The sequence below is a fragment of the Rhodanobacter sp. ANJX3 genome, from assembly GCF_014200755.1.
In the GTDB taxonomy this organism is placed as follows: domain Bacteria; phylum Pseudomonadota; class Gammaproteobacteria; order Xanthomonadales; family Rhodanobacteraceae; genus Rhodanobacter.
Genome location: NZ_JACHCM010000002.1, coordinates 199,236 through 211,978, shown reverse-complemented (window position 1 = coordinate 211,978; position 12,743 = coordinate 199,236). Strand labels below are relative to the sequence as shown.

Here is a 12,743-nt window from a genome sequence, read left to right as displayed (position 1 = left end):
TATGGATCAAGCACTTGCTACACATTGTGCAGCTTTTGATCAGCTTCGAGCCGACGGTGTCGCCGAAGTTTTCCACAGCGATTGTGGAGCGAGCGGCTTAAAGCCTGTGGACAACATAGCTATCTGTCTGACGGCAAAGAGACTTGTGACAGCGTGTCGATGAATTGACCATGCCGACGTCCGCTGTCGCCGAACCCCTTACGCGACGGCGAACAGCAGTGGTGCGAGATACAGCGACGCCGCGCTCAGGCCGCAGCCGATGCCGATCGCTGCCAGCACGTCGCTGGGATAATGCAGGCCCAGTATCACGCGCGAGGCGGCGATCAGCGAGGTAAAGCCGATCAGCAAGGGAGCCAGCGCGGGAAACCAGCTGATCGCCACGACGCTGAAGCTCACCGCTTGCAGCGTATGGCCGGAGGGGAAACTGAATTCGTCCAGCGGCGGCACGTGCGCGATCACGCCAGGGCATACGCGATAGGGACGCGGTCGACGCGTCCAGCGTTTCAGCAGTCGATAAAGCAGCAGCGCGGTGAGTCCGGTCAGGGCCATGTGGATCGCGGCAAACACGCCATGCCTGCCGCCGATGACGGCCAGCACCGCCATCAGCGAATACCAGAACACGCCGTCGCCAAGCCGGCTGATGACGCCGAAGAAAAGTCCGACCGCGCGTCGCGCGCCCCAGCGATTCGCCGCGACACATACGCGACCGTCGAGCGCAAAGCGCGGGCCGAGGCCAAGTTCCGGCGTCAGCACCGGGTCGAGCTCAGGCGTGTGAAACAGCGGCAGCAGACGCATCGGAGTTCTCCTCGGCCAGATCACGCAGCAGTTTTTCGAAATCGCGGATCACCGCATCGGGCGAAAGACCCGCCATGCCTTGGTGCGCAGCGCGGCCCATGTGTCGGATCAGCGCCGGATTGCCGCCGAGGTTGGCGGCCGCCTCGATAAAGGCGGCGCTGTTGCCCGACTCGATGCAGTAGCCGTTGACGCCGTCGATCAGATGTTCGCGCGCGGCGCCTTCCGCAAACGCGACGACCGGCAGACCTGCGGCCAGCGCTTCGAGAATCACGTTGCCAAAGGTTTCGCTGAGGCTGGAAAACGGAAACAGATCGGCGCTGGCGTAGTGCCGCGCCAGCGCATCACCGCGCTGCACGCCGGCGAAGACGAAATCCGGGTTGGCAGCTTGCAGCGCTGCGCGCTCCGGGCCGTCGCCGACCCACACGTAGCGCGCCTGCGGTACACGCTGCTGGATGGCGCGAAAGGCCTGCACGGCGACAGTGAGATTCTTTTCCGCCGCGATACGCCCGACGTACAGCACCACCGGCGTAGCGGCATCCACACCCCACGACGTGCGCAGGGCCTCATCGCGATAGCGGGGATGGAACAGCTGCGTATCGACCGCGCGGCGCAGCAGGCGCGCGTTGCCGACGCCCATGGCGTGCAGTTCGTCGGCCAGCGCCTCGGTGGGCACCAGCGTGGCCGCCGCGCGCTGATGAAAGCGCCGCAGGTAGCTGCGTACCAGTGGCGTGAGCAGGCCCACGCCGTAATGATCGGCGTAGCTGTCGAAACGCGTGTGGAAACCGCTGCTCAGCGCAATGCCCATGGACTTGGCTGTGCGCATCGCCGACCAGCCGAGCGGGCCTTCGGTGGCGACATAGACGGCATCGGGCCGCTGCTGCGTCCAGTGCTGGCGCAAGGTGCGCGCCGCCGGTAGTCCGAAACGCAGGCCTGGATAACGGGGCAGGGCGCCGCCGCGCACGCTCAGCACGTCGATGCCGGGCTCGTCCGGATGCGGCTGCTGCTGGCGCGGGCGGATCAGGTCGACGCTGTGGCCGCGCGCGGCGAGTCCGGCGGCCAGGCTGTGCACGGTCAGTGCGACGCCATTGATCTCGGGCGGATAGGTTTCGCTGACTATGCCGATGCGCATGAGCGTGCCCCTACAGTGATGGCGTAGCTTGGCCCGATCGCGTTGCGTCAACGTGGCGGCCGCATGACGTTGCGGTGACTGCGATCGTGCACGCGTCGATTCGCCGGGATGCGTTTACGTCAAGGTCGTGACTACACTGGCTTCCCATCCTTAGTGGAGTGCACCGATGAAACGCGTACTGCTCGCTCTCGCTCTCTCCGTCGCAGGCTTCGCCGGCGCCTCGATCGCCGCCGATGCGCCCGGTCTGCCCATCACCAAGGCGCCTAGCGGTGCCGAGGTCTACATCATCTCGCCGAAAGACGGCGCCACCGTGGGTCAGAACGTGACCGTCCAGTTCGGACTCAAGGGCATGGGCGTGGCGCCGGCCGGCGTCGATAAGGAAAAGACCGGCCATCACCACCTGTTGGTGGACGTCAAAGATCTGCCGCCCGCCGGCCAGCCGATTCCCAAGGACGAAACGCATCTGCACTTCGGCGGCGGTCAGACCGAGACCACACTGAAGCTGACACCCGGCACGCACACGCTGCAGCTCGAACTGGGCGATGAGAACCACATTCCGTTCGACCCGCCGCTGGTCTCGAAAAAAATCACCATCCACGTCAAGTGATCCCGACGCGGTGCATGCGATGCCCGCGTGCACCGCGTTCGATCAGTGGCCGAAATAGATCGACACGCCGAGGTTGGTCTGCCACTCGGAGGCGCTGCCGGAAACGCGATGGTCGAAGCCGGCGTCGAGCTGCACGCGTGGGGTGACCAGCCAAGCCAGGCCGGCACCGACCACGGCGCCGCTACCTTGGTCCGATGCGTGCAGAAAGGCGGTTTCCGCATAAACCGTCAATGTCTTGCTGACGCTGTAGTTGTCGCTGAGCGCCACCGTGGTGCTGTCGCGGCCGCCCGCCCGAACGTCTTCCAGATACGCGCCGAGCGAATTTTTTTCATCGGCCTGCAGATTGAACTGAGCGCCCAGGAGGTACTGGTTCTGGTCGTTGCGAAAGGTTTTCGAACCGTCGGTGAACTCGACGCTGGCGAGCAGGCCCCAGCTGAAAATCTTGCTCGAGGTGGGCAGCACGAATTTCACCGCGAGGTTGGTGTCGCCATGACCGTAGCTGCGGCTGTTGATGCCGGGTCCGGTCTGGTGCAGGTAATCGTACGCCGATCCGCCCAGCTGCAGCTCGAACGGGCCGCCGATGCCGAGCCTGAGCAGGGTGTCGGTGGTGTATTGCGAGCTGCTCACGCCATTCTGGTGATCGCGACTCCAGTCCGGAAACCCCTGTTCCAGGGTGAAGTCGTCCGCGCCCAGCACGACCGGGGTGAAGCCGTAGCCGGGGCGGTCATAGCCGGGATTGTCCGCGCGCGCCGATGCGGCGACGGCCAGCCATCCTGCCAGCACAGCCACGGACGCCGCGACGCTTCGATGCAACCGACGCATGCCGCGCTCTTTTTGCCGGTTATCGCTCCGGTATCGGCTAAAATCCACGCTTTGATTTCCCCATAGTTTGAATACGATGACCGTACGCACCCGCTTCGCGCCCAGTCCGACCGGCTTTCTACATATCGGTGGCGCACGCACTGCACTTTACTGCTGGCTCGAATCGCGTCGTCGCGGCGGCGAGTTCGTGCTGCGCATCGAGGATACCGACCGTGAGCGCTCGACCGACGCCGCCGTGCAGGCCATCCTCGACGCGATGCAGTGGTTGGGCCTGAATCACGACGAAGGTCCGTTCTACCAGACCCAGCGGTTGGAGAGATACCGGCAGGTGGCTGACGACCTCGTGAAGGCGGGCAAGGCCTACTACGCCTACGAGAGCAAGGAAGAAATCGAGGCCATGCGCGAGGCCGCGATGGCCAAGGGCGAGAAGCCGCGCTACAACGGTTATTACCGCGAGCGTAATGAACCTCTGCGCGACGATCCGAATCGTGTGATCCGCTTCAAGAATCCGACCGAGGGTTCGGTGGTGTTTGACGACAAGGTCAAGGGCCGCATCGAGTGGGCGAACGCCGAGCTGGACGATCTGGTGATCTTCCGCTCCGACGGCTGGCCGACCTACAACTTTGCCGTGGTGGTCGATGATATCGACATGGGCATCACCGAGGTGATCCGCGGCGACGACCACGTCAACAATACGCCGCGCCAGATCAATATCTATCACGCGCTGGGTGCGACGGTGCCGGAATTCGCGCACCTGCCGATGATTCTGGATAAGGAGGGCAAGAAGCTCTCCAAGCGGACCAGCGCGGTCAGCGTGATGGAGTATCGCGACGACGGCTTCCTGCCGCACGCCTTGCTTAATTATCTGGTTCGCCTCGGCTGGTCACACGGCGATCAGGAGATTTTTTCCACCGACGAAATGATCGCGCTGTTCGATATCGCCGATGTGAACAAGGCTGCCTCGCGCTTCGATACCGAAAAGCTGGCCTGGCTCAACCAGCATTACCTGAAGACCGACGATCCGCAGACCTTGGCGCCGGAGTTCGCATGGCATCTGGCGCGCGCCGGCGTCGACACGTCGAACGGCCCGGCGCCGGCCGATGTGATCGTGGCGCTGCGCGATCGCGTGCATACCTTCAAGGAAATGGTCGAGAAGGCGATGATCTGGTACGGCCCGATCGTCGAGTGGGACGACAAGGCGGTGGCCAAGCACCTGAAGAACGACACCGCGGTGGCGGTGCTGCAGCAGGCGAAAACGCTACTGGCCGATTGCGAGTGGAAGCCCGAGCCGATTCATCGGGTGATCGAACGGATTGCCGCCACGCTCGAACTGGGCATGGGCAAGATCGCGCAGCCGCTGCGCGTGGCGCTGACCGGCACGCAGGTGTCGCCATCGATCGACCACACGCTGTATCTGGCCGGTCGCGCCGAGGCGCTCACGCGCATCGAGGCGGCCATCGGCAGGGCGCAGGGTTGATCGCCTCCCTGTCGATAACGTACTGATATCGGCATGGACGCGCTGCTCGCCAAGGCCTCGCAGGGTGTCGATCCGGATGCCCCCGACGCGTTTTTCCAGATATTTCTCAACCTGTTGAATCTGATGCCGTGGGCAGCCATGTTCTGGTGGAGTGTGGCGTTTGTCGTGGTCGGCGCCTTGCTCGGCTGGTTTCGCGGCCGCACCGTGGAAGGCATCGTGTGGGCCGCCGCACTGGGCCCGATCGGCTGGATCGTGATCTTGATCCGGCCCAGACCCAAGCCGCGCGCGGAGCCGCCGCCGCTGTAGAGGCATCCCCGTCGCGCAGCCGCGGGGATGTATGATCCGCCAACGAGGTAATCCCGTGAGCCATGACGCCAACCCGCACGCCCATCATCCGCATCCGCACGATGCCAAGAAGTTCGTGCGCGCGGTGGAACACGCCAGCGAAGAGCGCGGCCTGCGCCTGACGCCGCTGCGCAAGGAAGTGCTGGAGCTGGTCGCCGCGGCCGACAAGCCGGTGAAGGCCTACGATCTATTAGATCAATTGCGCGAGCGGCACGGCAACGCCGCGCCGCCCACGGTATATCGCGCGCTCGATTTTCTGCTCGACAACGGATTCATCCACAAACTCGAGTCGATCAACGCCTTCGTTTCCTGCCATCACCCGGCGGAAGCGCATCAGGTGCCGTTTCTGATCTGCGACAGCTGCGACAGCGCGCAGGAGGTCTGCGACGAGCGCGTGGCGGACCTGATCGAAGCGCAGGCCAAAGCCATGGGCTTCAAGCCGCAGGCACAGACGCTCGAAGTTCACGGCACCTGCAAGGCCTGCCGCACGGCCTGATGCATGCATTTTGCCCGTAGCCGGCGGCTATGGATTTCGTCAGTGTTATAAAGTAACATCGCCGGACTGAGCACAAGCCGCCCCGCCGGGTGACGCCCAGTCCAGGCCTATGAACTCCGATCAGGCACCCAAATCCCGCTGGTGGCATCTGGCCGATCGCGTCGGCGCGACGGCATCATTTCTCTGCGCCATCCACTGCGCAGCGCTGCCCTTTGTGCTGGCACTGCTGCCGTTTATCGGCCTGCAGTTTCTGGCCGACCATCGATTCGAGCGCGGCTTCGTATTCTTCGCCTGCGCGCTCGCCCTGTTTGCGTTGATCACCGGCTATCGCCGTCATCAGCGCCCGCTGCCGCTGATGCTGGCCATACCGGGTTTATTGCTGCTGATTTTCGGCGTGACCTGGGCCGAAGGCATCTCGATCATCGTACACAGCGTGCTGGTGACGATTGGCGGCCTGTTGGTGGCCAGCTCGCATTTCGTCAACCTGCGCAGCGACCGCCGCCGAAGCCACGCCGGCCACGTCCATGGCCCGCAGTGCGCGCATTGATTCGCATGCTTTTTGTGCGCAGTGATTGTGTAACGGCGCCGGCCGTTCCTAGCATGTGCGCATGAGCACCACTCACAACCACTCTCATGATCACGCGCATGACCACGCGCCTGGTCATGCCCATGCGCACGCTCACCATGATCATGGCATCAGCGATATCGGTGATCCGGGCAGCCGTCGCCGCACCAAGCTGCTGTTCGCCTTTGCGCTGACGACGGTGATGATGGTCGCCGAGGTGTTCGGCGGCCTGTGGTCCGGCTCGCTCGCACTGCTCGCCGATGCCGGCCACATGATGGTCGATTCGCTGGCGCTGCTATTGGCATTCGTCGGCGCGTGGATGGCGACCAAGCCCGCCGACGCACGTCGCAGCTACGGCTACGGCCGGATGGAAGTGCTGATCGGCTTCGTCAACGCGCTGAGCCAGTTCGTGCTGGTCGGCTGGATCATCTACGAGGCGATTACCCGGCTGATGCATCCGGGCGAAATCCTCTCCGGCGTGATGTTCGTGGTGGCGATTTTCGGCCTGCTGGTCAATGTGGTGGTGCTGCGCATGCTGCACGGCCACGCGCACGACGACGTCAACCTCGCCGGTGCCAGCCTGCACGTGCTGGGCGATTTGCTCGGCTCGGTCGCCGCCGTTCTGGCGGCGCTGGCGATTCGCTGGAAGGGCTGGGTGTGGGCCGACCCGGTGCTGTCGCTGCTGGTGTCGCTGCTGATCCTCAACAGCGCATGGCGACTGCTGCGGCTGTCCGCGCATATCCTGCTCGAAGGCGTGCCCGACGGCATGGACTGCGCCGAAGTGGAGACCTCGCTGCGCGCGGCGCACCCGTCGATCCGCAATGTCCACCACCTGCACGTGTGGCAGCTGGCCTCGGGCTCCCGCATGGCGACCCTGCACGCCGAGTTGACCGAGCCTGGACAAAGCGCCGAGGCCCTGCTGGCCATCAATCAGCTGCTGCTGCAGCGCTTCAACATCCAGCATGTGACGGTGCAGGTCGATCCGAACGGCGAATGCTTCGACCAGGCGGCCGGCTGCGTGGGCCACGGCCATCTCTGACTTTGGCGCTTTGCGCCCGCGCTGCTATGATGCTTGGCCAGTCATTCATATTTGTAAGGAGTTTCCATGGGTAAGGGCGATCGCAAGACCCGTCGTGGCAAGACCTACCGCGGCAGCTACGGCAATACCCGTGCGCACGGTGCAGCTCCGGCTGTGGTCGGCACCAAGGAGACCGTGACCAAGCCGGTCGCCGCCAAGAAGGCCGCGCCGAAGAAAAAGTCGGCCTGAGTCTTTCCGGCCAGCTTTGACGAAGACCCCCGCCCGTGCGGGGGTTTTTGTTTGTGGAAGCTGCGTCGGCTATGCCGTAGAAAGCCGATGACGCAGGCTTCAGCCCCCTTGCGCCTGCGCCATCTCCAGCCTGCACGGCTGCGGTTGCACGATGACATCATCACCCACGTGGATCAGCGTTCGACCGTCGGCTATCGGCATCGCCAGCCGGTAGCTCGGCATGCGTCGGCCCAGATGAATGGCGACGATCGCGACCTTGCTCTTGTCGTCGCTGCCGCCGTCAGCCGTGCCCAGGCAGTGGTCGTCGATGCCGGCCGGAAGCTTGGCGCGCGACACGATGCCCGCGATGCGGCCATCCCGCCATTGCTCGGGGCTTTTGCTGAAGAGCGGCGTGCAGCCCGCGCAAGCCAGCGCGGCAGACAAAGTTGAAAGGCATAAAGCGCTGATTTTGGGATACATGGGATGCCTCACTTGGCGACCTGTAGGCTCTGCGGGTTGGTGCTATGGTCGGTGCTTTCGGGTTCGGCGATGCCGAGCGCGGGCGAGACGGGCTCTTTGGCGGCCGTCCAGCTGCCGCCCAGCGCCTGCAGCAGCGCAGCGGTATCGCTGAATTCGGCGGCCTGCGCCTGGATTTCGGTCAGGCGCGTCTGCTGATAGGCCTGCTCGGTATTGAGCACGGTCAGGGCATTCACGTAGCCCAAGGCCTGCTGCTTGCGGATCAAATCCAGCGTCTTGCCCGCGGAGGTTTCGGCATAACGGGCGGCCTGCAGCGCACGATCGTCCGCCTGCAGCGCATACAGCGCATCGGCGACGTTCTGAAACGCCGAGAGCACCACCGATCGGTACTGCGCCTGCGACTGCTGCCAGGCTGCCTCGGCGGCGCGCTGGCGGTGCTTGAGCGTGCCAAAGTCGAGCAGGGTCTGCGACAGGCTGCCGGTAAGTCCCCAGAAGGTGTTGTTGTCGGCAAACATCTGGCTGAAGCTCGTCGCGCTGCCGCCGTATTGCGCCGAAAGCGATAGCTGCGGCAGCCGGTTGGCGATCGCCACGCCGACCTGCGCGTTGGCGGATTGCACCTCGGCCTCGGCCGCGCGCACGTCCGGGCGCTGATCGACGAGCTGCGATGGCAGCGCGCGTGGCAACGAAGCCGGCAGTCGCAGCGCGGCTAGATCGAAATCCTGCTGGCCGCCCTGCGCCGGCGGATCGCCGGCGAGCACGGCCAGCAGGTCGCGCGTCTGCTCGAGCTGCTTTTCCAGCGGTGGCAGCAGCTGCTGGGCCTGTGCCAGAGCCGTCTCCTGCGCCGCGACGTCGAGACCGGAAGCTTCGCCGAGCGCGGCCTGCTGTTGCAGAAGCTGGAGCGACTGCTGATCGGCACGTAGCGCCTCGTGGGCCGCCTGAATCTGCGCGCGCTCCGCGGCCTGCTGGATCGCCGCCAGCACGACGTTCGATGCCAGCGTGAGATAGGCCGCCTGCAGCTGAAAGCGCTGCATATCGGCCTGCGCCTGCAGCGATTCCATCGTGCGGCGATTCAGGCCAAAAACATCCGGAGCATAGGCGATGCTCAGCTGCGCCGTATGCAGCGTATAGAGCGCCTGGCCCGAGCTGAGCGTCGGTGCGAGCGTGCCCACCGCATTCTTCTGCCGGCTGGGTGAGTAGCTCAGTGAGGCGGTAGGGAAGTAGGCGCCGCGCTGGGCCGCCACGTTCTCCTGCGCTTCGCGCAGCGTGGCCTGCGCGCTGGCGATATCGGGGTTGTGAGCAAGCGCGCGCTCGACCAGCGCATCGAGCGACGGCGAGGCGAAGACGGTCCACCAGTCCTGCCGGATGACGGCATGCGTGTCGCGGATCGCTGTCTCTGCATCGGTTTCGCCTACGCGGGACGAGTCAGCCGGCACCGGCCGGGTAAATCGCGTTTCGCTGGGCAGGCTCGGGCGGCGATAGTCCGGGCCGACCACGCAACCGGCACACAAAGCGTTCAACGCCAGCGTCAAGGCGCCGGCGAAACGACGAACGAAGGCCATGCGTTTCATCACAGGCCTCCGGTTTCACGCGGGCGCGCTGGCTTGCGGCTCTTGCGCCGATGCGACCACTCCACGACCAGCACCTGCAGCGCTGGCGCAACGATCAACAGCATCACCGGACCGAGCAACATGCCGCCCACCACCACCGTCGCCAGCGGACGCTGCACCTGACTGCCGATGCCGGTGGACAGCGCCGCCGGCAGCAGGCCGATACATGCCGACAGCGCCGTCATCAGCATCGGGCGCATGCGCTGTTCGGCGGCCAGATACATCGCCTCCAGCGGCGTCCTACCCTCGAATACCAGGTGGTTGAAATAGGAGATGACCAGGATGCCGTTCATCACCGACACGCCGAACAGCGAGACGAAGCCGATCGCCGCCGAGACGCTCATGTTCAGGCCGGAAAAGTACAGTGCGATAATGCCGCCGGCGATCGAAAACGGAATCGCGGCCAGTGTCAGCAAGCTGTCGCGCAGCGAATTGAACAGCGTGTAGAGCAACGCGAGAATCAGGCCGATGGCAATCGGCAGCACGATCGCCAGGCGATGCTTGGCTTGCTGCATGTCTTCGAATTCACCGGCCCACACCAGGTGGTAACCCGTCGGCAGCACGACGTTCCTGGCGATGCGCTGCTGGGCGTCTTCCACGGTGCTGCCCAAGTCGCGGCCGCGCACGCTGAACTTCACCGGGATAAAGCGCTCGTTGCTCTCGTGATAGATGTAGGAGGCGCCGGTATCGAGCGAGATGTCGGCCACATCGCGCAACGGGACGTACGCCGTGGCGCCGCTCGGCGTGGCGTATCCCACCGGTATGTTGCCGATGGCCTCCACGTCGTTCCGAAACGGCGAGGCAAGGCGTACCACCAGTGAAAACTGCCGATCGTCCTCCAGCACCGTGGTCGCCTGCGTGCCGCCGGCGGCGGCCTGCACCACCGCATTGATGTCGCCGGTATTGAGGCCGTAGCGCGCGGCCCTGGCCCGATCGACGGTGATGTTGAGATTGGGCTGGCCCAGCACGCGGAACACGCCCAGATCCTGCACGCCTTTGACCTGGCGCATCTGGTGCAGGACGTCGTCGGAGAGCTTCTCCAGCTCGTGCAGATCCGGCCCGACGATCTTGACCGAGTTGGCGCCCTTGACGCCCGACAGCCCTTCTTCGATGTTGTCCTGGATGTACTGGGAGAAGTTGAACTCCACGCCCGGAAATTCGTCGCTGAACTGCTGCTGCAGCGAATTGACCAGCTTTTCCTTGCTGTCGCCGCTGGGCCAGTCGCCCTCCGGCTTCAGCGGTACGAACAGCTCGACGTTGTAGAAGCCCGAGGCGTCGCTGCCGTCGTCGGGTCGGCCGTGCTGGGACACGACGGTCACCACCTCCGGATGATTCTTGATGATGCGGCGCATGCGGTTGACCTTGTCCATGCCCGCATCGAGCGAGATCGTGGTCGGCATGCTGGCGCGTATCCACAAGTTGCCTTCTTCCAGCGCCGGCAGAAACTCGCTGCCTATATGTGGCAGCAGCAAAGCGGCGACGAGCAGAAAGCCGACGCCGATGGCCACAGTGGCCTTACGCTTCTCCAGCGCCCAACGCAGCACTGGCGAGTAGACGCGGCGGATGCCGCGTACGAACAGCGTCTCCACTTCGTTGACGTGCTTGGGTAGCAGTAGCGACGCCAGCACCGGCGTTACGCTGAAGGTCGCCAGCAGGGCGCCGGACAACGCATAGGCGTAGGTGCGTGCCATCGGATTGAAGATCTGGCCCTCGACGCCCTGCATCGTGAACAGCGGGATGAAAGCAGCGACGGTGATGGCCGAGGAAAACAGCACCGCGCGATCGACCTGGATCGCACTGATGTAGAGCAGGCGCAGACGTTCGGTCCAGCCATGTGCGGCGTTCCCGCGCGCATACATGGCGTGGTTGCTCTGTGCCTGGTCGTGCAGCAATTCCTGCCGCTCGTCGTGATTCTTCTGGAAGTTGCGGAAAATATTCTCGATCAGGATCACTGCCGAATCGACGATGATGCCGAAGTCCACCGCACCCACCGAGAGCAGGTTTGCCGAGTCGCCCAGCAGCACCAGGATGATGATGCTGAAGAACAGGGCGATGGGAATATTGGCGCTGACGATGATTGCGCTGCGCAGGTCGCCGAGGAAAATCCACTGGATGAAAAACACCAGCAGGCAGCCGAAGAGCAGATTGTGCAGCACCGTATGCGTGGTGACCTCGACCAGCGACGAGCGGTCGTAGAAAGGCACCACCCGCACGCCGGGCGGCAGGGTGCCGTCATGATTGAGCTTGTCCACCGCCGCCTTGACGCGGTTGACCACGTCGTTGGTCTGTTCCGTGCGGCTCATCACGACAATGCCGGTGACCACATCGTCCTGATCGTCGCGCCCGGCATTGCCCAGCCGCAGCACGGCGCCGATGGAAACCTTGGCGAGGTCGCTCACCAGCACCGGCGCGCCGTTGGATTGGGAAAGCACGATATGGCCGATATCGTCCACGTCCTTGATCAGCCCGACACCGCGGATATTCACCGACTGCTGGCCGATATTGATCGTGCGGCCGCCGACGTTGGTGTTGGCATTGCCGATGGCGGCGATCAGCTGCGGCAGCGTGACGGCGTAGCCCTGCAGCTTGTTCAGATCGACATCGACGTCGTACTCCTTGGTCGTGCCGCCCCAGGTCACCACCTGGGCGATGCCTGGGACTGAGAGGAGTCGCCTCGTCACGACCCAGTCCTGCAGCGTGCGCAAGTTGGTCAAACCGAAATGCGGCGGGCCGACGATCTGGTAGCGGTAGATTTCGCCGACCAGGCTCGATGCCTGGATCTGCGGCTGCACGTTGTTCGGTAGCGTGACGTTCTGCTGCAGGTTCAGCGCGGCCTGCGCCAGCGCAAAGTAGTAATCGACGCCGTACTTGAAGGTCACGCGGACGAAGGACAGACCATAGAACGAGGTCGAGCGGATATTGTCGACGCCGGGCGTGGTCGCCAGTCCCACCTCCATCGGTCGCGTATAGCTGCGCTCCATTTCCTCGGCGGACAGGCCGGGCGCCTGGGCGGTGATCTCGAGGATCACCGGGGCAGGGTTGGGGTAGGCCTCGATATTGAGCTTGGCGTAAGCGACCAGTCCGGCGCCGACAAAGGCCAACAGCGCCAGGATGATGATCGAGCGCCGGGTCAGCGCAAACGCGATAAGACCTCTGAACACGTGGGGTTCTTCCGTA

The 12,743-nt window shown here is 64.3% G+C and carries 13 protein-coding genes; 7 read left to right on the top strand and 6 right to left on the bottom strand.

Annotation, left to right across the window (positions count from 1 at the left end):
• Positions 1 to 198 precede the first annotated feature (198 nt).
• Together HDE76_RS05595 and HDE76_RS05590 are read right to left on the bottom strand one after the other, a co-directional pair.
• Positions 199 to 795 carry a phosphatase PAP2 family protein gene (locus HDE76_RS05595; RefSeq protein WP_184505912.1) on the bottom strand — a complete coding sequence of 199 codons (597 nt, stop codon included), beginning with the start codon at positions 793 to 795 and terminating at the stop codon, positions 199 to 201.
• Positions 764 to 1,924: a glycosyltransferase family 1 protein gene (locus tag HDE76_RS05590; protein ID WP_184505910.1), complete on the bottom strand. Its 1,161-nt coding sequence runs from the start codon at positions 1,922 to 1,924 to the stop codon at positions 764 to 766. Before HDE76_RS05590 ends, HDE76_RS05595 begins: the two co-directional genes overlap by 32 nt.
• A gap of 166 nt (positions 1,925 to 2,090) precedes the next feature.
• Between HDE76_RS05590 and HDE76_RS05585 the strand changes: the two genes are divergently transcribed.
• Complete coding sequence (locus HDE76_RS05585; RefSeq protein WP_184505908.1) at positions 2,091 to 2,531, top strand: DUF4399 domain-containing protein; 441 nt, start codon at positions 2,091 to 2,093, stop codon at positions 2,529 to 2,531.
• A 42-nt stretch (positions 2,532 to 2,573) separates the two neighbouring features.
• Here HDE76_RS05585 and HDE76_RS05580 read toward each other — a convergent pair whose 3' ends face one another.
• The gene (locus tag HDE76_RS05580; protein WP_184505906.1) at positions 2,574 to 3,353 is read right to left on the bottom strand and encodes a transporter; all 780 of its coding nucleotides are present in this window, start codon (positions 3,351 to 3,353) and stop codon (positions 2,574 to 2,576) included.
• 76 nt (positions 3,354 to 3,429) lie between these two features.
• Here HDE76_RS05580 and gltX point away from each other — a divergent pair, with 76 nt between their 5' ends.
• The 6 genes from gltX to HDE76_RS05550 all read left to right on the top strand — a co-directional run bounded on the left by gltX (position 3,430) and on the right by HDE76_RS05550 (position 7,503).
• Complete coding sequence (gene gltX, locus HDE76_RS05575; protein WP_184505904.1) at positions 3,430 to 4,830, top strand: glutamate--tRNA ligase; 1,401 nt, start codon at positions 3,430 to 3,432, stop codon at positions 4,828 to 4,830.
• 33 nt (positions 4,831 to 4,863) lie between these two features.
• Complete coding sequence (locus HDE76_RS05570; RefSeq protein WP_179480303.1) at positions 4,864 to 5,136, top strand: hypothetical protein; 273 nt, start codon at positions 4,864 to 4,866, stop codon at positions 5,134 to 5,136.
• A gap of 31 nt (positions 5,137 to 5,167) precedes the next feature.
• The gene (locus tag HDE76_RS05565) at positions 5,168 to 5,671 is read left to right on the top strand and encodes a transcriptional repressor (RefSeq protein WP_179480305.1); all 504 of its coding nucleotides are present in this window, start codon (positions 5,168 to 5,170) and stop codon (positions 5,669 to 5,671) included.
• A gap of 109 nt (positions 5,672 to 5,780) precedes the next feature.
• Positions 5,781 to 6,218, top strand: coding sequence for a MerC domain-containing protein (locus HDE76_RS05560; RefSeq protein ID WP_179480307.1), 438 nt, complete (start codon positions 5,781 to 5,783; stop codon positions 6,216 to 6,218).
• A 61-nt stretch (positions 6,219 to 6,279) separates the two neighbouring features.
• Entirely contained in the window at positions 6,280 to 7,275 is a 996-nt protein-coding gene (locus HDE76_RS05555; RefSeq protein WP_184505902.1) for a cation diffusion facilitator family transporter, read from the top strand.
• 66 nt (positions 7,276 to 7,341) lie between these two features.
• Positions 7,342 to 7,503, top strand: coding sequence for a 30S ribosomal protein THX (locus tag HDE76_RS05550; RefSeq protein WP_184505900.1), 162 nt, complete (start codon positions 7,342 to 7,344; stop codon positions 7,501 to 7,503).
• A 99-nt stretch (positions 7,504 to 7,602) separates the two neighbouring features.
• Here the strand turns inward: HDE76_RS05550 and HDE76_RS05545 are convergent, their stop codons facing one another.
• From HDE76_RS05545 to HDE76_RS05535, 3 genes are read right to left on the bottom strand one after another with little or no spacing between them, the layout of a single operon-like run.
• Positions 7,603 to 7,926 (bottom strand): hypothetical protein, encoded by a 324-nt coding sequence (locus HDE76_RS05545; RefSeq protein WP_184505898.1) that lies wholly within the window; start codon positions 7,924 to 7,926, stop codon positions 7,603 to 7,605.
• A 44-nt stretch (positions 7,927 to 7,970) separates the two neighbouring features.
• A complete protein-coding gene (locus HDE76_RS05540) occupies positions 7,971 to 9,527 on the bottom strand; it encodes an efflux transporter outer membrane subunit (protein WP_255481451.1) in 1,557 nt (518 codons plus the stop codon).
• On the bottom strand, positions 9,527 to 12,727 hold the full coding sequence (locus HDE76_RS05535) for a CusA/CzcA family heavy metal efflux RND transporter (protein WP_184505896.1): 3,201 nt from the start codon (positions 12,725 to 12,727) through the stop codon (positions 9,527 to 9,529). The genes HDE76_RS05540 and HDE76_RS05535 overlap by 1 nt, the downstream gene beginning before the upstream one ends.
• Between the last annotated feature and the right edge of the window lie 16 nt (positions 12,728 to 12,743).